The sequence below is a fragment of the Stenotrophomonas forensis genome, assembly GCF_028752115.1.
In the GTDB taxonomy this organism is placed as follows: Bacteria; Pseudomonadota; Gammaproteobacteria; order Xanthomonadales; family Xanthomonadaceae; genus Stenotrophomonas; species Stenotrophomonas forensis.
The window spans coordinates 4674114-4695165 of the sequence record NZ_CP082270.1 but is presented as its reverse complement, the minus strand read 5'-3'; the positions used below and the strand labels follow the sequence as shown (position 1 = coordinate 4695165).

At 67.9% G+C, this 21052-nt stretch carries 12 protein-coding genes; 8 read left to right on the top strand and 4 right to left on the bottom strand.

What is annotated here, in order from left to right:
• The first annotated feature begins 7 nt into the window (after positions 1 to 7).
• The 3 genes from K5L94_RS21420 (at position 8) to K5L94_RS21410 (ending at position 4376) form a co-directional block, all read left to right on the top strand.
• On the top strand, positions 8 to 1429 hold the full coding sequence (locus K5L94_RS21420) for an FAD/NAD(P)-binding protein (RefSeq protein ID WP_274511338.1): 1422 nt from the start codon (positions 8 to 10) through the stop codon (positions 1427 to 1429).
• A gap of 9 nt (positions 1430 to 1438) precedes the next feature.
• Positions 1439 to 3631 carry a DNA helicase II gene (gene uvrD, locus K5L94_RS21415; protein ID WP_053451155.1) on the top strand — a complete coding sequence of 731 codons (2193 nt, stop codon included), beginning with the start codon at positions 1439 to 1441 and terminating at the stop codon, positions 3629 to 3631.
• A gap of 190 nt (positions 3632 to 3821) precedes the next feature.
• Positions 3822 to 4376, top strand: a complete 555-nt coding sequence (locus K5L94_RS21410; protein ID WP_274511337.1) for a hypothetical protein — start codon at positions 3822 to 3824, stop codon at positions 4374 to 4376.
• 85 nt (positions 4377 to 4461) lie between these two features.
• On the opposite strand, the gene K5L94_RS21405 is transcribed toward K5L94_RS21410, so the two are convergent.
• Positions 4462 to 4608 (bottom strand): hypothetical protein, encoded by a 147-nt coding sequence (locus K5L94_RS21405; protein WP_166671571.1) that lies wholly within the window; start codon positions 4606 to 4608, stop codon positions 4462 to 4464.
• A 186-nt stretch (positions 4609 to 4794) separates the two neighbouring features.
• Here K5L94_RS21405 and K5L94_RS21400 point away from each other — a divergent pair, with 186 nt between their 5' ends.
• From K5L94_RS21400 to K5L94_RS21390, 3 genes are all read left to right on the top strand, one after another.
• On the top strand, positions 4795 to 5241 hold the full coding sequence (locus K5L94_RS21400; RefSeq protein ID WP_005411629.1) for a universal stress protein: 447 nt from the start codon (positions 4795 to 4797) through the stop codon (positions 5239 to 5241).
• 365 nt (positions 5242 to 5606) lie between these two features.
• Positions 5607 to 7271 carry a ShlB/FhaC/HecB family hemolysin secretion/activation protein gene (locus K5L94_RS21395; protein WP_425507573.1) on the top strand — a complete coding sequence of 555 codons (1665 nt, stop codon included), beginning with the start codon at positions 5607 to 5609 and terminating at the stop codon, positions 7269 to 7271.
• A 9-nt stretch (positions 7272 to 7280) separates the two neighbouring features.
• Entirely contained in the window at positions 7281 to 14804 is a 7524-nt protein-coding gene (locus tag K5L94_RS21390) for a two-partner secretion domain-containing protein (RefSeq protein ID WP_274511336.1), read from the top strand.
• A 54-nt stretch (positions 14805 to 14858) separates the two neighbouring features.
• On the opposite strand, the gene K5L94_RS21385 is transcribed toward K5L94_RS21390, so the two are convergent.
• The gene (locus K5L94_RS21385; protein WP_040006855.1) at positions 14859 to 15143 is read right to left on the bottom strand and encodes a DUF2782 domain-containing protein; all 285 of its coding nucleotides are present in this window, start codon (positions 15141 to 15143) and stop codon (positions 14859 to 14861) included.
• A 98-nt stretch (positions 15144 to 15241) separates the two neighbouring features.
• On the opposite strand from K5L94_RS21385, the gene polA reads away from it, so the two are divergent.
• A complete protein-coding gene (gene polA / locus K5L94_RS21380) occupies positions 15242 to 18016 on the top strand; it encodes a DNA polymerase I (RefSeq protein ID WP_164086420.1) in 2775 nt (924 codons plus the stop codon).
• 328 nt (positions 18017 to 18344) lie between these two features.
• Positions 18345 to 18824 (top strand): DUF421 domain-containing protein, encoded by a 480-nt coding sequence (locus K5L94_RS21375; RefSeq protein ID WP_271262232.1) that lies wholly within the window; start codon positions 18345 to 18347, stop codon positions 18822 to 18824.
• Positions 18825 to 18890: 66 nt separating this feature from the next.
• On the opposite strand, the gene K5L94_RS21370 is transcribed toward K5L94_RS21375, so the two are convergent.
• Both K5L94_RS21370 and hemF read right to left on the bottom strand, forming a co-directional pair.
• Complete coding sequence (locus tag K5L94_RS21370; protein WP_274511335.1) at positions 18891 to 20051, bottom strand: hypothetical protein; 1161 nt, start codon at positions 20049 to 20051, stop codon at positions 18891 to 18893.
• A gap of 69 nt (positions 20052 to 20120) precedes the next feature.
• A complete protein-coding gene (gene hemF, locus K5L94_RS21365; protein ID WP_274511334.1) occupies positions 20121 to 21017 on the bottom strand; it encodes an oxygen-dependent coproporphyrinogen oxidase in 897 nt (298 codons plus the stop codon).
• Positions 21018 to 21052 lie beyond the last annotated feature (35 nt).

The window sequence follows — 21052 nt, the reverse complement described above, 5'->3', positions numbered from 1 at the left end:
ATCGCCGATGGCCTACAATCGGCCCATGACTGATTCACCGCGTAATGGCGAACTGGACCTGGCGATCATCGGTGGTGGTGCGGCCGGGGTGCTGGTGGCGATCCAGGTATTGCGCCAGGCCCGTGCGCCGCTGGCGCTGGCCATCTTCGAGCCGGCCTCGCAGCTGGCGCAAGGCATCGCCTATGCCACGCCGTGGCCGGAGCATCTGCTGAACGTGCCGGCGGCGAAGATGAGCGCGTTTGCCGACGCGCCCGGCGATTTCCTCGACTACCTGATGGCCGCCAACGCCTACCCGGGCGAGGCGCGCGAGGTGCTGGGCGAGCGCTACGTGTGCCGCCACTACTTCGCCGCCTACCTGCAGCAGCGCCTGCAGGATGCCGCCGCGGCAAGCCCGGCGCAGCTGCAGGTGATCGCGCAGCCGGTGCTGGGCCTGCAGCCGGATGACCATGGTTACCAACTGCAGCTGGGCGATGGCCAGACGCTGCACGCCGCACAGGCGGTGCTGGCCACCGGTAACAGCATGCGCCCGATGCCGGTGACCGGCGCCGATGCGCTGCCTGCCGATGACGTGATCGAGGCCTGGGACTACGACGGCGTACGCACCCTGGCCGGCGAGCAGGCCGTGGCTATTGTCGGGTCTGGCCTGAGCATGGCCGACACCGTGCTGGCGCTGGTCGCCGCTGGCCACAGCGGACCGCTGCACGTGATCTCGCGCCATGGCCTGCTGCCGTTGCCGCACGCGCACGGCGGCATGCCGAGCTTCGACCCGGCCACGCTGCTGCCGATGAACCTGCGCCAGCGCCTGCGTGCGTTGCGCCAGTTTGCCGGGCAGGCACAGGCCGAAGGCATGCCGTGGCAGGGCGTGATGGACCGCATCCGTCCGCACGGGCAGGCACTGTGGTGCAGCCTCGATGAGGCCGACCAGCGCCGCTTCCTGCGCCATGTGGTGCGCTATTGGGACGTGCATCGCCATCGCATCGCCGAAGAAGTGGATTCGCAGTTGCAGGCGCTGCAGGACAGCGGCCAGCTGCGCATTCACCGCAGCCGCCTGCAACGCGTCTGGCGCGAGGGCGGCGCGGTGCAGCTGTCCGGCCGCGATGCCTCGGGCAATGAACAGCAGTGGACGATCGGCGGGGTGATCAACGCCACCGGCGTGGAAACCCGTGCCAGCGCGCTGCGCAATCCGTTGCTGCAGCAGCTGCAGGCCGATGGGCTGGCCCGCCCTGGCCCGCACGGGCTGGGCCTGGACAGCACGGTGCCGGGTGATCGCCTGTGTGCCACCGGCGGCCAGCCACAGGCACGATTGGGCGTGCTCGGCAGCCTGCGCATCGGCAGCTTGTGGGAAAGCCTGGCCGTGCCTGAACTGCGTCAGCAGGCGCACGCACTGGCCACCCAGGTGGTCGCAGGAGCCGCGACGGCGATGCCGTAAAATGGGGGCATGGATGTCTCCCACCTGCTTGATGGCCTGAACCCGGCCCAGCGCGAAGCCGTCTCCGCTCCCCCCGGCCACCACCTGGTGCTGGCCGGTGCCGGTTCCGGCAAGACCCGCGTACTCACCCACCGCATCGCCTGGCTGCATGAAGTCGATGGCGTGCCGACCCACGGCATTTTCGCGGTGACCTTCACCAACAAGGCGGCCGGCGAAATGCGCCACCGCATCGACGCGCAGCTGCCCAACGGCAGCCGCGGCATGTGGATCGGCACCTTCCACGGCCTGGCCAACCGCCTGCTGCGCCTGCACTGGCAGGACGCGAAGCTGCCCGAAGGCTTCCAGGTGATGGATTCGGACGACCAGCTGCGGCTGGTCAAGCGCGTGGTGCAGGCGCTGGAACTGGACGACGGCAAGTATCCGGCCAAGCAGATCGCGTGGTGGATCAACGCGCAGAAGGACGAAGGCCGCCGCCCGCAGCACATCCAGCCCGAACCGAACGACGCGTGGCTGGAAACCATGCGCCAGGCATATATCGAGTACCAGGCACGCTGCGACCGCGCCGGCCTGGTCGACTTCGCCGAGCTGCTGCTGCGCGCGCATGAGCTGCTGCGCGACAACCCGGCGTTGCTGTCGCATTACCGTGCCCGCTTCCGCGAGATCCTGGTGGACGAGTTCCAGGACACCAACGCCATCCAGTACGCCTTCGTGCGCGTGCTGGCCGGTGATTCCGGCCACGTGTTCGTGGTCGGTGACGACGACCAGGCCATCTATGGCTGGCGCGGTGCCAAGGTGGAGAACGTGCAGGGCTTCCTGCGTGACTTCCCGGGCGCGCAGACCATCCGCCTGGAACAGAACTACCGCTCCACCGCCAACATCCTCGGCGCCGCCAACGCGGTGATCGCGCACAACCCCGACCGCATCGGCAAGCAGCTGTGGACCGACAGCGGCGACGGCGAGCCGATCGACCTGTATGCCGCGTACAACGAGATGGACGAAGCGCGCTATATCGTCGAGCGCGCGCGCCAGTGGGTGCGCGACGGTGGCAGCTATACCGAAGTGGCCGTGCTCTACCGCAGCAACGCGCAGTCGCGCGCGCTGGAAGAAGCGCTGCTGAGCGAACAGGTGCCGTACCGCGTGTACGGCGGCATGCGCTTCTTCGAGCGTGCCGAAATCAAGGACGCACTGGCCTACCTGCGCCTGCTGTCCAACCGCAACGATGACGCGGCGTTCGAGCGCGCGGTCAACACGCCCACCCGTGGCATCGGCGACCGCACGCTGGACGAAGTGCGCCGCGAGGCGCGCGCGCAGGGTATCTCGCTGTGGGAAGCGACCATGCTGGTCACCCAGGGCAGCGCGCTGGCCGCACGTGCGCGCAATGCGCTGGCCGGCTTCCTGGTGCTGGTCAACGAGCTACAGGCGCAGACCCTGCACATGACCCTGGCCGAGCGCGTGGACCACGTGCTGGCCCGCTCGCAGCTGCGCGAGCACTGGAGCAAGGAAAGCCGCAACGCGCTGGATTCGGAATCGCGCACCGACAACCTCGACGAACTGGTCTCGGTGGCCTCGCGCTTCGTGCGCCGCGCCGACGACATCGAGGAAGTGGGCGAGGACATGGACGAGCTGGTCGCGTTCCTGGCCTATGCCGCGCTGGAGGCCGGTGAGGGCCAGGCGCAGGCGGGCGAGGACGGCGTGCAGCTGATGACCCTGCACTCGGCCAAGGGCCTGGAATTCCCGCTGGTGTTCCTGGCCGGCCTGGAAGAAGGCCTGTTCCCCAGTGCACGCTCGCTGGAGGAAAGCGGTCGGCTGGAAGAAGAGCGCCGCCTGGCCTACGTGGGCATCACCCGTGCGCGCCAGAAGCTGGTGCTGAGCTACGCCGAATCGCGCCGCATCCACGGCCAGGACAACTACAGCCTGCCCTCGCGCTTCCTGCGCGAGATCCCACGCGAGCTGCTGCACGAAGTCCGCCCGAAGGTGCAGGTCTCGCGGCCGGCCTCGTTGGGCAGCAGCCGGGTGATGGGCCATGCTTCGATCGAGGCACCGCCGCTCAAGCTCGGCGCACTGGTCACCCATCCCAAGTTCGGCGAAGGCATGGTGACCGACTACGAAGGCAGCGGCGCCCACGCGCGCGTTCAGGTCGAATTCGCCGACGCCGGCAGCAAGTGGCTGGTGATGGCGTATGCCAACCTGACGGTGATCTGATCACCGTCAGGGGGCGGGAAGCCTGTAGAGCCGAGCCATGCTCGGCTGCTTCTGGCGGGAAGGCAGTCGAGCAAGCTATGCCGGTCGTCCTGACCGGCACCCTTCGGGCCGTCGCAAGCGACGTTGGCAGCGGCTCCTGCCGCTACCTTGGACTCTACAATGGGGCCTGACATCTTCCAGGAACGCCCCCATGACCGAACCCACGCTGCACGTCACCGTGAAGTTGAACGCCCGGCTGCAGCCGGAGCACCGCCATGAACTGTTCGAGGATCCGCTCGATGCGCTGCTGCAGGCGGCCCAGGTGGGCGAGCTGACCGGCGGCGGGACCGCGATGTCCGACCTGGGTGAGGTCGAGTACGGCGATATCGAAGTGGCGCTGGTCGATGCAGCCGGTGTACCGAAGCTGATCGATCTGCTGGAGCAGCTGGGTGCACCGAAGGGTTCGCAGCTGCAGGGCGCAGGCGAGGCTGACCGCAGCTTCGGCGTGACCGAAGGCCTGGGCATCTACCTGGACGGGCTGACCCTGCCGGACGAAGTCTACGAGCAGTGCGATTCCAACCACGTGTTCGAACAGCTGTCGGAGAGCATCGACGGCCTGGGCGAGATCTGCAGCTGGTGGCAGGGCCCGACCGAGACCGCGCTGTACATGTATGGCGAATCGTTCGAGGCAATGCGTGACGCGATCGCTGGATTCGTGGCCAGCTACCCGCTGTGCCAGAACGCACGCGTGGTGCAGATCGCCTGAACAAAGCAACGGTAGAGTCGAGCTTGCTCGACTGCTTCTACCCGCAAAGAAAGCAGTCGAGCAAGCTCGACTCTACGGCAGCCCGTTAGCGGCCGGCCGCCTGCCGCGCGTTGTCGCGCAGCGCCATGTCCTTGCCGATCTGGTAGCCGCCGAACAGCACCGCCAAGGCGATGATCGCGGCGACCAGGATGGACTTCTGGGAACTCCAGGCGGGCGGTTTGTTGTCCTGCATGTCGGTCGTCCTTGAGCGCGGCAGTGCGCCGCCCGCCGAGCATGCGCCGCACTGACCGGCGCGTGCAAGCGGGCGATGCGCACACGCCGCTGCGCGGCGCCGGATTGATCCTGCTCAAGGCGCGGCCTGCACATCCGGTGTGCAATGGTGTCGTTCCCATCTGGCAGATCGCTACGGAGCCCCACCATGTACAAGCGCATCCTGATTGCCACCGACGGGTCCGAGCTGGCCGACAAGGGCCTGGCCAAGGGCCTGGAGCTGGCCAAGGACCTCAATGCCGAGGTCGATATCGTGACCGTTTCCGAGCCGTGGGCCGTCGGCATGTACGACGCCATGGGCTGGAGCGTGGGCTATATGAACAGCCCCGAGTACAAGGCCGACCGCGAGGAAGGCGCACAGAAGGTGCTGCAGCCGGCGCTGGCCAAGGCGGCCGAGCAGGGCATCACCGCCAACCCGGTGCACGTATTGGACCGCTACGCCGCCGACGGCATCATCGAGACGGCGGGCGAGCGCAACAGCGACCTGATCGTGATGACCTCGCATGGCCGCCGTGGCGTCACCCGCGTGCTGCTGGGCAGCCAGACCGCCGAAGTGCTGGCACGCAGCACGCTGCCGGTGCTGGTCATCCGCTGATCCACACACGCTGATTCAAGCGTTCCCGGGGAGGGGACCCGACGCCGGCCGCAGGATGCGCGCCGGCGTCATCTTTTGTGGGCCCTGAGTGGCGCACGAGCATTCAGATCGATCCATGTGCCGTCGACATCGGCCCTGCAGGGGCGTGTCCGACGAACGGTTACGAACGGCACGCGTCGCCGTTCATTCTTTGTGGCATCCTCCGCGCGGGGTTGTTGAGGTGCATGCATGTCTGGGCCGTGGGCGGATCGCCTGCTGGCTGCCAGCGCGTTCTGCTGCGCCTGTCTTTTTCATGCACTCCGCCCGGGGACTGGCGGAGCGTTGTCCGTTGCCTTGGACATCTGCCGTCATTGGAGGACATCTTGATGCCGTTGAAGCGTTCGTCGTTCGCGTTGCTGCTGTCTGCAGCATTGCCTGTTGCGGCGGCGGCCCCGCCGGCCGACGGGCCAGCGGACACCCGGTTGCCCGACATGGCCGCGCGTACCGGCAGCCAGACTCTGCAGGTGCGCGGTTTCCGCGCCAGCGACGTCGGTGAGCATCCACAACGAGGCATCACGCCCGCCCACGTCCAGGCTGTGCTGGATGCGTACTTCGCGCGTATTGCGCAGGGCGCCGACGTGGCGGTGCTGGACTTCGCCCAGTTGCAGGGGGCGGCGGACGCGGTGACGGCGGCCTATCGCAAGGCGGGTTTCCTGGTCAGCGTCGCTTACCTGCCGCCGCAGAAGCTCGATGCCGAAGGCCGCATCGAAGTGCGCGTGCTGGAAGGCCGCATCGGCAAGGTGGTGGTGCAGGGCAACCAGCGTTACCGCAGCCATACGCTCAGCAACGTGGCCGAACGCCTGCGTGGGCAGCCGTTGCGCCAGGCCGACATCGACAGCGCGTTGCTGTACGCGCGTGACCTGCCGGGGGTTTCCGTTTCCTCGGTGCTGCAACCTGGCGAGAACGTCGGTGAAACCGACCTGGTGCTGGTCGCGCGTGAAAGCGGCCGGCCCTACGAGATCAGCACCAGCGTGGACAACCATGGCACCGCGTTGACCGGGCGCGGCCGTGCCCAGCTGGGTGTGACCTGGAACAGCCCACTGGGCCTGGGCGATGTGTTCGCCGCCAGTGGCACGTATGCATTCGATCCACAGGCCAGCCGTGCCGGCGCACTGTCCTACAGCGTGCCATTGCAGGCGGTGCAGGGACTGTCGGTGCTGGTCGGTGCCAACCGCAGCGAGCTGGAGGTGGACGACGGCATCCTGCGCGGCTTCAAGCTCAAGGGACCGGCGTCGCAGGCCTATGCAGGTGCCGACTGGAAGTTCATCAACCGGCCCGATCTGCAGGTGACCAGCTCGGCGCGCTACATCCGCGAAAGCTCGCGCTTTGAAGCGCTGGGGCTGGTTCTTTCCAAGCAGAAATACGATGTGGCCGAGGTGGGGGCCAGCGTGCGCCACAACGATGCACGCTGGCATGGCATCAACCTGGCGCAGTTGAGCGTGCGCCAGTCGCTGCGCGATCGCTCGGCCGACTTCGATGCGATCAACCCGACCCGTGACAGCCGGTTCAACGTGGTGCGTCTGGGCCTGCTGCGGCTGCAGTACCTCAGCCGCAGCCAGCGCCTGCTGTTCAAGTTCAATGGCCAGTACAGCAACAACTCGTTGCCGGCACTGGAGCAGTTCCAGGTCGGTGGCAACGACAGCGTGCGGGGATACGCGCAGGGCGAGACCCTGGGCGATCGTGGCTGGTACGGGGCGCTGGAGTACCACGTCGACGCGCCGGGATTCGGCGATGTGGCCTCGCCGTTCCGCGGCGTGCCATGGCGCGAAGTGCTGGAGCTGGATGTGTTCGCCGACCAGGCACGGGTGTTCGATGTTGATGGGCTGGAGGCACCGGCCGACCTGGCATCGGTGGGAATGGGCGCGACCTTCCGCCTGCGCCAGTGGAAGAACCTGGAACTGCGCGTGGCGGCGGCCAAGCCGACCAGCGCCCTGCGACCGGGTGACGGCCGCGATGTCCGCGTGTATGCGCGGCTTGGCCTGACCTTCTGAGGAGCGACCATGAACCGTATCTACCGACTCGTCTTCAATCCTTCGCTGGGCCAGGTGCAGGTCGCTGCGGAGCTCGCGCGCGGGCCACGTCGTTGCGTCCCGGAGCGATCACGCACTCCCCTTTGGCTGGCACCGTTGACCGCGGCGCTGCTGCTGACCGGCAGCCTGCAGGCCACCGCGCAGACGCTGCCGCAGAATGGCAGCATCGTCGCGGGCTCGGGAACGATCAACGTCAATGGCAGCACCATGACGGTCACCCAGTTCACACAGTCTGCGCTGTTCCAGTGGAGCAGCTTCAACATCGGCTCAAGCAACACGGTCAGGTTCGATCAGGCGGCGGGCTCGAGGTCGACGGCCATCAACCTGGTGACCGGCTCGTCGGCGAGCATCATCAGCGGCCAGCTGCTGTCCAACGGGCAGGTATTCCTGCTCAATCCGGCGGGCATCACCTTCACCGGCACTGCCAGCGTCAACGTGGGCGGGTTGCTGGCCAGCACTCTGACGCCCGGCGCACAGGGGATTCCGCTGGATGGTGGTGGGTTGCCGCCCAGTTTCGAATTGGGCGGCGCAGGGGCCGGTGCCGCGGTCAGCAACCTGGGAGGTACGCTGACGGCTACGGCCGGCGGGATCAGCCTGGTCGGTGGCTCGGTGTTCAACAACGGTTACATCGCCGCACCGCTGGGCAACATCGATCTGGTGGCGGCCGGTGCGGTGACCGCGGTGACCGGTGTGTCATCGGCCGGCATGCCAAGCCTGGCGTTCGTCACCACCGCAGCGAGTGGCATCGCAGGAACCGGCATCAGCAACGTCGGCACCCTCAGTGCACGCAACATCAGCATGACGGCATTGATGGGACCGGGTCTGTCCGCTACCGGCATCAACGCGGGCGGCACGATCATCGCCAACGCCATCGATGCCAGCGACGGCAGCCTGACCATCCGCAGTTCTGCACCGGTGGCGATCAACAACGCCATCGTTACGGCCACGGCGATGTCCACGGTGGGATCGGCTGTCATGGGGGGGCCGGTCGCCGTCCAGATGACCGGCGGCAGCATCGACGCCACGACCGTGAACTTGAATGGCGGCATCAACGGCGACGTGGTGCTGTCAGGCTCGATCAAGGCAGACTCGATCGGAATCGACGCGAACAACATCACCCAGACCGCGGGTTCGCTGGAGGGCGCGCTGCAACTGGATACGCAGGGCCGAGTGACCCTGGGACAGGCGAGCAATGCCATCAGCCGCGTTGGTGGCCATGTCGGTACCGACCTGACCCTGGCCACCTCGACCAGCCTGGCGAACAGCGGGGCGCTGTCGGTAGGTGGCAATACCACGCTCGACGCAGCTACGGGCAATATCACCCTGACCCATGCCGGCAACAGTTTCGGCAACCGGGTCAGCGCGAAAGGAGCCGATGTCAGTCTGGTCGGCATCGGTGCACTGAACCTGGGCGATATCGACGCGCGCAGCCTGGATGCGCAGGGCGGCAGCCTTGGCCTGAGCGGTACGATCACCACGTCCGGTGACCAGGCCTATCGGTCGGCGGTGACACTGCAGGGCAACGCGACGCTGCAGGGCGGGACGATCCTGTTCGACGGCACCGTCGATGGCAGCTACCAGCTGGGCGTCGACGCCAGCGGAATGGCCACGTTCTCCGGTGCCATTGGTGGCAGCACCGCGCTGCAGGGTCTCAATGTCAGCGCCGGTAGCGGTGCGCGCCTGTTCGGCGATGTCAGCACGCTGGGCACGCTCGGGTTCTCTGGCCCGGTGCGCGTGTACGGTGAGCGCAGCCTGACCTCGCTCATCGGGAGCCTCACACTCGGCGGAACGGTCGACGGTGACGGTGGCGGTCTGAATCTGAGTGCACGCCAGCTCACGATCGGCGGCGAGGTGGGAGGAGCCGGGGTGGTGGGTCGCCTGCACGGTCGCGCCGATACCATCGTGCTGGGCAGCCGCCTCACCAGCACCGGCGATATCCTGCTGCAGGGCAACGTGGTGCTGGACGGCAACACGCAGCTGATCAGCACTGGCGGCGGCGCCCTCACCACCGACGGCATCTCCAGCAACACCGCCGGTGGTTACAACCTGGCACTGACTACTGGCGGCCAGATCCAGGTCAACGGCAACATCAATGCCGCCGATGTCAGCATCACCGGGCTTCTGTTCAACGGTCGAGGCATCGTCAGCAAGCGCAACCTCAGCATCGACTCCGCGATCAGCCTGGTCCAGGCCGGCAGCTACCAGGTCGATGGCCGGGCCTGGTTCCGGAGTGCGGGGAACATCAATCTGATCGATGCAGGCAATCGCTTCGGTGGCGAGGTCGCCCTGGCGGGCAGAAGTGCCCAACTACGCGCGGGCGATCTGCTGTTGGGCAACAGCACGCTGACGGAGAACCTGCGGCTGGATCTCACCGGCGGGCTGCAGCAGGCCGCGGGCAGCATGCTGGACGTCGGCGGCACCACCCATATCGATGCCGGCGGCGCCGTCAACCTCGACAGGACCGACGGCATGGGCCGGCCGGTGAACCGGTTTGGCGACACGGTGTCACTGAAGGGCCGCGGCAGCTACATCTCTGCTGCCGGCACGCTGGCGTTCTCCGATTTCGATGTGGACAGCCTGATTGCGACGGCTGATGTCGTGCAGCTTCCCGCCAGCGGCAGGAGCATCGGCCTGCAGTACTTCCAGGGCGATGTGGCGCTGACCCGCGACAGCGTGCTGGACAGCCAGCTTGGCCAGATCAGTTTTCGGGGGCGCATCGATGGTGGATACGCACTGACGCTCACAAGCGGGCTCAACGTAGTGTTTGCCGGTGACGTGGGCGGCAATCAGGCGCTCGCCAGCCTCGACAGCCGTGGTGCGGGTCCGCTCCAGCTCGGCGGCAACATCACCGCCGACGGCGCGATCCGCCTGGGCAACGTCAACCTGGTGGCGAACACCCCCCGGGTGTTCAGCATCCGCAGCAACAACGGCAACCTGTTGGCCGGTCGTATCGACGGCAGCAGCGATGGCCGCAGCAGCCTGGCGCTCAATGCGCACGGCGCGCTTGAACTGCAGTCCGGTGCGGGTACCACGCCCGGCGCGGGGCTGGCCAATCTCGAACTCAAGGGGTCAAGCGTGATCGCGCAGGCGCTCCGCACCAGTGGCCGGCTTGGCGTCAGCAGCGGCACCGGGTTCACCCAGGGCGGTACGCTCACCGTCGGTGGCGATGCCAGCTTCAGCGCCGGCAGCGGTGGCGACCTGATGCTGGATACAACGGCCAACACCTTTGCCGGTAAGGTCGCGTTGAGCGGCAACCAGGTGCGGATCCGCGCGCAGCCGGGCCTGGCACTGGATGGCGTGACGGCCGCCGCGCTGGATGCCAGCAGCACGGGCGCGCTGTCGTTGGCCAATGCCAATGTTGCGGGCGCTGCGATCGTTGACGGTACGTCCCTGCTGTTCGACCAGGTGAGCATCGGCGGCGCGCTGCTGGCTACCGCGAGTGCCGGCGACATCCGCCAGGGAAGTGGCAGCGTGGCGATCGGCAACAACAGCCAGCTGACCGCCAGCACCGATATCGGGCTGGGCGGAACCGGCAATCAACTGGGCAGCGCACTGCAGGTGCAGGGCCGCGACATCACCCTGTCCAGCAGCACGGCCCTGGACCTGCAGAACCTGCAGGCCACGCGTGACGTGCTGCTCAGCGGCAACGGCGTGCGGTTCGGTGCAACCTCGGTGCAGGGAACACTGCAGGTGAACAGCGCCGCTGCGATCACCCAGTCCGACGCGCTGCAGGTGACGGGCAACAGCCGCTTCCAGGCCGGTTCGGACATCAGCCTTGACCAGGCCGGCAATCGCTTCGATGGCAGCGTCGCCCTGCAGGGCGGCAACATTGCCATCACCGCCCGTGACGGCCTGCTGCTCGACAGCGTGTCCGCCCGCGGCAACCTGGATGCGCGCGCGGGCCTGGGCGGTGTCTCCCAGCAGGCGGCGCTCGAAGTCGGCGGACGCAGCGACGTGCGCACGCAGGGCGCCATTGCACTGGACCGTGCCGACAACCGTTTCACGGGTGCGGTCGGGCTGGACGGCAACGGTGTCGATCTACGCACAGCGGGCGATCTGCAGGTCGACCGCCTCAACAACGGCGGCCCGTCTGATGTGCGCCTGCACGCCGGGGGAGGCCTGCAGCTGCCGGCCATCGATGCCGGTGCCGGCAACCTGACCCTGCTCGCCGATGGCGGTGCGTTGCAGGCCAATGCGCTGCTGGCCGGCAACAACGTGAGCGTGTTCGGCCGCGATGGCGTGCGCCTGGGGGCCGATCTGCGCAGCAGCGGTTCGCTGACCCTGGCCAGCAGCAACGCGGACATCGTGCAGGTCGCCGTGCCCAATGGCGTGGGTGGCAGCGTGCAGTCGGTCGGCGCAGTGCAGGTTGATGCAGGCAGCGGGCGCATCGCGCTGGGCAATGCCGGCAACCGTTTCGGCGGCGCGCTCAACCTGTCCGGCGGTGACATCAACGTAACTGGCGATACGCTGCTGCTGGGCAATGTGGCCGCGAGCGGCCAGCTGTCGCTGGCCAGTGCCGGCGACATCCGCCAGCAGGGTGCTGCGCAGGTAGGAGGCACGACCCGGCTGAGCGCTGGCGGTGACATCGACCTGCAGGCCGCGGGCAACCGTTTCGGTGATGCCGTGGCCGTGCAGGGCCGGCAGGTGGCATTGGCCAGCACCGACCCCCTTCAGCTGCACGGGGTGACGGCGGACAGCCTGATCGCGCGTAGCGGTGGCCACTTGAGCCTGGGTGCCGCCGGCATCGCGGGCAATGCCACGATCGAAGGGGCCTCCCTGCTGCTGGATGGAGCCAGCATCGGCGGCACGCTGTTGGCGACCGCACACGCGGGTGCGATCCGCCAGGGAAGTGGGAGCCTGGCGATCGGCAACAACAGCCAGCTGACGGCCAGCACCGATATCGTGCTGGGCGGAACCGGCAATCAACTGGGCAGCGCACTGCAGGTACAGGGCCGTGACATCACCCTGTCCAGCAGCACGGCACTGGATATCCAGCAGCTGCAGGCTGCGCGCGATGCCGTGCTGGTCGGTAACGGCGTGCGGCTCGGGGCCACCTCCGTGCAGGGAACACTGCAGGTCAACAGCGCCGCTGCGATCACCCAGTCCGACGCGCTGCAGGTGACGGGCAACAGCCGCTTCCAGGCCGGTTCGGACATCAGCCTGGATCAGGCCGGCAATCGTTTCGATGGCAGCGTCGCCCTGCAGGGCGGCAACATTGCCATCACCACCGGTGATGGCCTGCTGCTCGACAGCGTGTCCGCCAGCGGCAACCTGGATGCACGCGCGGGCCTGGGCGGTGTTTCCCAGCAGGCGGCGCTCCAGGTCGGCGGCCGCAGCGACGTGCGCACGCAGGGCGCCATTGCACTGGACCGTGCCGACAACCGTTTCACGGGTGCGGTCGGGCTGGACGGCAACGGTGTCGATCTACGCACAGCGGGCGATCTGCAGGTCGACCGCCTCAACAACGGCGGCCCGTCCGATGTGCGCCTGCACGCCGGGGGAGGCCTGCAGCTGCCGGCCATCGATGCCGGCGCCGGCAACCTGACCCTGCTCGCCGATGGCGGTGCGTTGCAGGCCAATGCGCTGCTGGCCGGCAACAACGTGAGCGTGTTCGGCCGCGATGGCGTGCGCCTGGGGGCCGATCTGCGCAGCAGCGGTTCGCTGACCCTGGCCAGCAGCAACGCGGACATCGTGCAGGTCGCCGTGCCCAATGGCGTGGGTGGCAGCGTGCAGTCGGTCGGCGCAGTGCAGGTTGATGCAGGCAGCGGGCGCATCGCGCTGGGCAATGCCGGCAACCGTTTCGGCGGCGCGCTCAACCTGTCCGGCGGTGACATCAACGTAACCGGCGATACGCTGCTGCTGGGCAATGTGGCCGCGAGCGGCCAGCTGTCGCTGGCCAGTGCCGGCGACATCCGCCAGCAGGGTGCTGCGCAGGTAGGAGGCACGACCCGGCTGAGCGCTGGCGGTGACATCGACCTGCAGGCCGGTGGCAACCGCTTCGGAGATGCTTTGGAAGTGCAGGGCCGGCAGGTGGCACTGGCCAGCGATGGCCCGCTGCACCTGCAGGGCGTGACGGCGAACAGCCTGGTTACACGCAGTGCGCAACGCCTGACCCTGTCGGCGGCCGATGTCACCGGCAATGTGGTACTGCAGAGCCAGCAGCTGCACTTCGGCACGACCCGCGTGGGCGGTAACCTGCAGGCGGTGGGCAGCAACGGCATCGATCAGGACGGCACGCTGCGCGTGGATGGCAGCACCGACCTGCGCAGCAATGCATCGATTGCACTGGGATTGGCTGGCAACGATCTGCGCGGTGCGGTGTCGCTGGCGGGCGCGGGCATCGATCTGACCAGTGCGGGCGACCTGCGCATCGGTTCGCTCGACAGCCACAGCGCAGCGGTTCGCCTGCAGGCCGGGGGCGCACTGGATCTGCCCAGCGGCACAATCGATACCGGCAACGGTGACCTGCAGCTGCAGGCCGGCGGCGCATTGCGGTTGCCGGCGGCGCTGCGCGGCAACAACATCACTCTGCGCAGCGGCCAGGACCTGCAGCTCGGCCAGGATGTACTGGCTGCGGGGGTACTGCAGCTCGCAAGTGGTGGCACGCTGACCCAGACCGGGGGTGTGCTGGCCGCACAACGCCTGCAGGGCAGTGCCGGCGGCAAGGCCAGCCTGCGCGGCGACAACCGTATCGCCACGCTCGGTGACTTCGGCAGCCAGGGCCTGGAGTTGAAAACCATGCAGGGGCTGCAGGTGACCGGCAACGTGCAGGCCGGCGCACAGGGCCTGCTCGACGTGCGCGGTGGTGATCTGCTGCTCGATGGCAGTGTGCAGGCGGGCGGGCTGCGGCTGCAGTCGTCCGGTGCGATCCGCGCCGGTGCCGGTGGCCGCCTGCTGGCTGACCAGCTCAGTGGACGCGCGGCCGGCCCGACGATGCTGGGCGATGCCTCACTGTTCGTGGCCAATGCCATCGGCACCCTCGGTGATTTCCAGTCGCCGGCAGGCTTCAGCCTGACCAACGCCGGTACCCTGACCCTCGCCTCGCTCAACGGCAGCGCATTCAGCGTCGATGCCGGCAACAACGGGTTCCACCTGAAGGTGCAGGGCGGTGACATCCGCCAGCTGGGTACCGCGCCGGTGCTGGCCGGTGCCAGCCATTGGTGGTCCAGCGGTGGCATCGGCACCCAGCCCCTGCCGATCTATCTGACCAGCGCCGGTAGAACGCACACCATCGATTTCATCGGACGCCCGCCGGCCTATTTCCATGCCGTAGGCACGGATGGCCGCCCTCTCGTGGTGGGCGATGGACCTGATCCCGAAGCGATGCGTCCTGGAGTGCTCGCACAGGGCGCGGTGCTGCCGCGGGCCGTCTATGTCGATGCGGCGGCGGCAGCCGTTGAGCAGCGTGCGATCGGCATCACGTACCCTGGAATCCGGCTGCCGGCGGGGACGGCGCGGGCCTGCGACGGTGACGCGGCGGGTTGCGTGCAGTAACCCGTTGAACATGGGCGGAGTGCTGCCACTCCGCCCGGTTCGATGCCGGTCACATCACCAGCTGTACAGCTTCCAGTACACCGGCGACACGCCGTCCTTGTCGTTGTCGAAACGGCCGTCGCCATTCTTGTCGTACATGTAGTACGGCGCGCCGCGCGACGGGGTCACCTTGACCATGCGCAGCTGGCCGGACACGCGGTATTCCTCGATGGTGTCACCGTTGTCCATGGTGCGCTTGGAGACATCGGCGCCCTTGACGTCCACCGGGGGAGCACCTGCGCCACCCATGCTGGCGCAACCAGCGAGCAGGAGCACGGAAGCCAGCATCAGGGTTTTCATCGGCGGGGGCCTTTGCCTGGATAGAGCCCTGATTATGCCCCATCGCCGGGTGCGTGCCGTGTCGTCGCGGTGCAGGCACGGGCGCGTAGAATCGGCGCATGAGCAGATTAGTCCTGATCGACGGGTCCAGTTACCTGTACCGCGCGTTCCACGCGCTGCCGCCCCTGTCCAATGCACAGGGTGAACCCACCGGCGCGCTGTTCGGCGTGGTCAACATGCTGCGCTCGACGCTGAAGGAACGCCCGGCCTACGTTGCGTTCGTGGTCGATGCGCCCGGCAAGACCTTCCGTGACGACCTGTACGACCAGTACAAGGCCAACCGGCCGCCGATGCCCGACGAGCTGCGCAGCCAGGTCGAACCGATGTGCCGCATCGTCGAGGCGCTGGGCATCAGCATCCTGCGCATCCCTGGCGTGGAAGCCGACGATGTGATCGGCACGCTGGCCCTGCAGGGCCTGGCACAGGACCTGAAAGTGACCATCTCCACCGGCGACAAGGACTTCGCCCAGCTGGTGCGTCCGGGCATCGAGCTGGTCAACACCATGACCGGCAGCCGCATGGATTCGGACGCGGCGGTGATGGACAAGTTCGGCGTGCGTGCCGACCAGATCATCGACCTGCTGGCGCTGATGGGTGACACCGTCGACAACGTGCCGGGCGTGGAGAAGTGCGGGCCGAAGACCGCTGCCAAGTGGCTGGCCGAGTACCAGCACCTGGACGGGGTGATGGCGGCAGCGCCGACCATGAAGGGCAAGATCGGCGAGAACCTGCGCGCCGCACTGGAGCGGCTGCCGCTGAACCGCGAGCTGGTGACCATCCGCACCGATGTGGCACTGGACGCCAGCCCGACCACGCTGGCCCTGCGCGAGCAGGACGTGCCGGAGCTGACCGAGCTGTATACGCGCTACGGCTTCACCCAGGCGCTGAAGGAACTGGGAGCACCGCTGCCGGCGCCCACCGCTGCCAGTGAGGCCACCCCGAGCCTGCGCGGTACCGCCGCCGGCTTCGCCCGTGGCAGCGCCGAAGCGCCGGCCGCCGGTACGCTGGACCCGGCGCTGGCCGCGCCCGGTGAATACGAGACGGTGCTGACCAGCGAACAGCTGCAGGCCTGGGTCGAGCGCCTGCAGCAGGCCGACCTGATCAGTTTCGATACCGAGACCGATGCGCTGGACGCGATGCGTGCGCGCCTGGTCGGCGTCAGCCTGGCCGTCGAGCCGGGCAGGGCCGCCTACATTCCGGTCGGCCACGACTACCCGGGTGCGCCGGCCCAGCTGCCGATGCAGCAGGTGCTGGACGCGCTGCGCCCGGTGCTGCAGGACCCGGCGAAGAAGAAGCTGGGCCAGCACGGCAAGTACGACCTGCATGTGCTGCGCCGCCACGGCGTGGACGTGCAGGGCTACCACGACGACACCATGCTCGAGAGCTTCGTGCTCAACTCCACCGCCACCCGCCACGACATGGACTCGCTGGCCCTGCGCTACCTGGGCTACAGCACCATCAAGTTCGAGGACGTGGCCGGCAAGGGCGCCAAGCAGATTCCGTTCTCGCAGGTGGGCATCGACGAAGCCAGCCGCTATGCGGCCGAGGACGCCGACATCACCCTGCGCCTGCACCACGCGCTGCAGCCGCAGCTGCTGGCCGAGCCGGCGCTGGACAGCGTGTACCGCGACATCGAGATGCCGCTGGTGCCGGTGCTGGCCAGCATCGAAGCCAATGGCGTGCGGATCGACACCGACGAACTGCGCCGGCAGAGCCAGGACCTGTCCTCGCGCATGCTGGCCGCGCAGCAGAAGGCCACCGAGCTGGCCGGGCGCAGCTTCAACCTGGATTCGCCCAAGCAGTTGCAGGCGGTGCTGTTCGATGAGCTGAAGCTGCCGGCGGTGGTGAAGACCCCCAAGGGCCAGCCCAGCACCAATGAAGAGGCGCTGGAGGCGATTGCCGAGCAGCACGAGCTGCCGCGGGTGATCCTGGAGTACCGCGGCCTGGCCAAGCTGCGCAGCACCTACACCGACAAGCTGCCGGAGATGGTCAACCCGGACACCGGCCGCGTGCACACCAGCTACCACCAGTCCGGTGCCGCCACCGGCCGCCTGTCCTCATCGGACCCGAACCTGCAGAACATCCCGATCCGCACCGAGGACGGCCGCCGCATCCGCCGCGCGTTCGTGGCGCCGGAGGGCTGCCAGCTGCTGGCGGCCGACTATTCGCAGATCGAGCTGCGGATCATGGCCCACCTGTCCGAGGACCCGGGCCTGGTGCGCGCCTTCGAACAGGGCGCCGACGTGCACCGTGCCACCGCTGCCGAGGTGTTCGGGCGCACGCTGGAGGAGGTGACCCCGAACGAGCGCCGTGCCGCCAAGGCCATCAACTTCGGCCTGATGTACGGCATGAGCGCGTTCGGCCTGGCCCGCAACCTGGGCATCGACCGTGGCCAGGCGCAGGACTACGTGGCGCTGTACTTCAGCCGCTACCCGGGCGTGCGCGACTTCATGGAGCGGATGCGCCAGCAGGCCCGCGACCAGGGCTACGTGGAAACCCTGTTCGGCCGCCGCCTGTACCTGAACGACATTCATGCCCGCAACCAGGGCCTGCGCGCGGGGGCTGAACGCGCGGCGATCAACGCGCCGATGCAGGGCACCGCCGCCGACATCATCAAGCGCGCGATGGTGGACGTGGACCAGTGGCTGCGTGACAGCGGCGCACCGGCACGGATGATCCTGCAGGTGCACGATGAACTGGTGTTCGAAACCGAAAGCAGTTTCGTTGAAGACTTGCGTTTGCAGGTGGTGGAACGCATGTCGCAAGCGGCCAAACTGCGGGTGCCGCTGGTGGTCGATACCGGTATCGGCAGCAACTGGGACGAGGCGCACTGACGGCGTTTCAGGCCGAAAACGACGTGAATTTGTTCATCAGTCGGAGGTTTCTGACTCGATCATGAATGTTCCCCCGATTGAAGTTCATTAAATTGGGCCCCTTCACGAACCGTTAGTGTTCGGAGTGCTTCTATAACTCTCGACAGGCGCAATGCCTGTTGTGGATCTCTCCCATCCCCTGGAGCAGATCTCGGAACGGGGACTCCTCCCCAAGTGCCCGTTCCCCGGCCCCGTTGACCTCCCCCTGGTCAGCGGGGCTTTTTATTTGTGCCGTTGCCAGACGCAATCGTCTGCGCCACGCTGGGCCACCGCTCCGCAGGGAAAGACGATGCCCGATCTGTTCGCGCTGGCAATGCCGTGGTGGGAGTTCATCCTGCGCGCGGTGGTGGTTTACGTCGTGGTGCTGGGCATGGTCCGGCTCAGCGGCAAGCGCGCGCTGGGGCAGATCACCCCGTTCGACGTGCTGCTGATCGTGCTGCTGGGCAATGCCGTACAGAACGCCCTGCTGGGCACCGACACCTCGCTGGGCGGCGGCCTGCTGCTGGCGGCGACCCTGATCCTGCTCAACTACGGGGTGGGCTGGGTCAGTACCCGCAACCGGCGGATCGAGCGCCTGGTGGAGGGAGAGCCGGTGGTGATCGCGCGCGATGGCCGCCTGTTCGACACCGTGCTGCGTCGCGAGCAGGTCACCCGCGCTGATTTCGAGGCTGCCATGCGCCAGCAGGGCTGCCTGGGCGTGGAGGATGTCGAGCTGGCCCTGCTGGAGATCAACGGGCACATCACCATCATCCCCAGGAAGAGCCCCTGACCTGGTAGCGCCGAGCCTGGGCCCGGGTGCACGGTGCATCAGCCGGGCGGGGGACCGCAGCCCCGGTCAAGGCGTGCAGCGGTCGTTGCCCGCCGCAGGCTTGCGCTCGTAGTAGGCGAAGTGGTTGCCACCGTCGATACCAACCAGGTTGCCGTTCTGCAGCAGCTGCAGCACGAAGTCGCTGCCGAGTTCGCGATGGATGAGGATGCGGCCGTCGCGCAGGCTGGCGCGCAGTGGCTGCTCGCGGCCACCGGCTTCGACCACGCCGCCCTGCAGGAAGCGCAGCTGCGACAGCACGCTGCGTTCGGCTTCAAAGCTGCCGCAGGGCAGCGCGCTGGCCGTGACCGGTGCCAGCGCCGTGCCGGGAGCGCTGGCCAGCACGCCGAGGTCCTTGGCCGTACCGCAGGCCGGGGCATCCGCGCGCTGCGCACACGACAGCTGCAGCGCCTCGCGGGCCTGCTGCAGGCGGCCACTGCTCCACAAGGTCTCGGCGGTGTCGGCGCAGAACGTTTCGCCCTGCTGCACGCGGCACAGGGCGATCAGTTCATCCAGCTGTGCCGGCGGCAGCGGCGCATCCACCGAATGCTGCAGGCCGAGCAGGGCCTTGCCCATCATTTCCGACGCGACCTGCCTGGCCACCGCCGTGCAGCCCTCGGCGTCGAACGACGGTGACTCCTCCTTGCAGATCTCGGGCATCGGCGGCTCCGCTGTGCTCGGCGAAGCGTCCTTGGCCTGCTGCTGGTAGGTTTCCAGCAGGCGCATGCAGGCGGCGCCCACGCCCTCGGCGCACCAGGCATGCAGCTTCTGCGGCTCGGCTTCCGGCAAGGCCTCCAGGCACTCGGAGGTGTTCATCACGCAACCGTCTTCGATGGGCTCCGGCATCACCTTGCATGCGGCGGAGCGCTCACGGGTGAACTCGCGGTAGGGCGTGCTGAGGGTGCGGTCGTTGTCGGAGAAGTACCAGTTCTCCAGGCGGCCCGTGGACAGGTTGCCGGTGCCGAGCACGTCGTCCTGGCGGGCGATGCGCAGTTCCTCGGTGGCCTGGTACGGGCCGGACAGGAAGCCGTGGCCCTCGCTTTCAAGGGTCAGCGTGGTGCTGCCGCTGCTGTCCTTGTAGGTGCCACAGGCCATCGATTGCGCGGCGGCCGGCAGGCTGGCCGAGGCCAGCACGAGCAGCAGGGAGCGCCAACCCGCAGCGCGGGGACGAAGGGAAACAGACGCGGGCATGACATCATCCTTGAAGAAAAAAGATGACCTGTCCGGTGCACGACGCACCGCAGGCGTGGTGCCGGAAGATCAGAGCCAGTCGCGCGGCACCAGGTAGTCGGCCAGGCGTGCCTCGGCACTGCCGGCGTCCGGGTTGAAGCCGTATTCCCAGCGCACCCGCGGCGGCAGGCTCATCAGGATGCTTTCGCTGCGGCCACCGCTTTGCAGGCCGAACAGCGTACCGCGGTCGTAGACCAGGTTGAATTCCACGTAGCGGCCACGGCGGTACAGCTGGAACTCGCGTTCGCGCTCGCCATGGGGCGTGTCCTTGCGCTGCTGCACGATCGGCAGGTACGCCTCCAGGAAGCCATCGCCGACCGCGCGCAGATAGTCGAAATCGCGCTCGAAATCGCCATGCAGGTCATCGAAGAACAGGCCGCCGACGCCGCGTGTTTCGTTGCGGTGGCGCAGGAAGAAGTACTCATCGCACCAACGCTTGTGCGCGGCGTAGCGTTCCTCGCCGAAGGGTGTGCACAGGTCGCGCGCGACCCGGTGCCAGTGCTGCACGTCCTCGTCGAACGGATAGAACGGGGTCAGGTCGAAGCCGCCGCCGAACCAGCTGGCCACCACTTCGCCGTCGCGCTGCGCCTGGAAGAAGCGCACGTTGGCGTGGGTGGTCGGCACGTAGGGATTGAGCGGGTGGAACACCAGCGACACGCCGGTGGCGCGCCAGGAGGCGCCAGCCAGTTCCGGGCGGTTGGCCGAGGCCGACGGCGGCAGGCGGCTGCCAGCCACGTCGGAGAAGCCGATGCCGGCCTGTTCGAACACCGCACCATCGCGCAGCACGCGGGTACGCCCACCGCCGCCCTCGGTCCGCTGCCACAGGTCTTCCTGGAAGCGGGCCTGGCCATCGACGGCCTCGATCGCCGCGCAGATGCGGTCCTGCAGGTCGGTGAGGTAGGCGCGCACGCGCTCGAAGTCGTTCATGGCGCGTACTTTACCGCAGGGCCCGGCCGGGCCGT

Excerpts from the sequence above, each read along its gene's own strand:
- K5L94_RS21420 (WP_274511338.1), top strand. The coding sequence starts at position 8 with ATGGCCTACAATCGGCCCATGACTGATTCACCGCGTAATGGCGAACTG.
- uvrD (WP_053451155.1), top strand. The coding sequence starts at position 1,439 with ATGGATGTCTCCCACCTGCTTGATGGCCTGAACCCGGCCCAGCGCGAA.
- K5L94_RS21410 (WP_274511337.1), top strand. The coding sequence starts at position 3,822 with ATGACCGAACCCACGCTGCACGTCACCGTGAAGTTGAACGCCCGGCTG.
- K5L94_RS21405 (WP_166671571.1), bottom strand. The coding sequence starts at position 4,608 with ATGCAGGACAACAAACCGCCCGCCTGGAGTTCCCAGAAGTCCATCCTG.
- K5L94_RS21400 (WP_005411629.1), top strand. The coding sequence starts at position 4,795 with ATGTACAAGCGCATCCTGATTGCCACCGACGGGTCCGAGCTGGCCGAC.
- K5L94_RS21395 (WP_425507573.1), top strand. The coding sequence starts at position 5,607 with ATGCCGTTGAAGCGTTCGTCGTTCGCGTTGCTGCTGTCTGCAGCATTG.
- K5L94_RS21390 (WP_274511336.1), top strand. The coding sequence starts at position 7,281 with ATGAACCGTATCTACCGACTCGTCTTCAATCCTTCGCTGGGCCAGGTG.
- K5L94_RS21385 (WP_040006855.1), bottom strand. The coding sequence starts at position 15,143 with ATGAAAACCCTGATGCTGGCTTCCGTGCTCCTGCTCGCTGGTTGCGCC.
- polA (WP_164086420.1), top strand. The coding sequence starts at position 15,242 with ATGAGCAGATTAGTCCTGATCGACGGGTCCAGTTACCTGTACCGCGCG.
- K5L94_RS21375 (WP_271262232.1), top strand. The coding sequence starts at position 18,345 with ATGCCCGATCTGTTCGCGCTGGCAATGCCGTGGTGGGAGTTCATCCTG.
- K5L94_RS21370 (WP_274511335.1), bottom strand. The coding sequence starts at position 20,051 with ATGCCCGCGTCTGTTTCCCTTCGTCCCCGCGCTGCGGGTTGGCGCTCC.
- hemF (WP_274511334.1), bottom strand. The coding sequence starts at position 21,017 with ATGAACGACTTCGAGCGCGTGCGCGCCTACCTCACCGACCTGCAGGAC.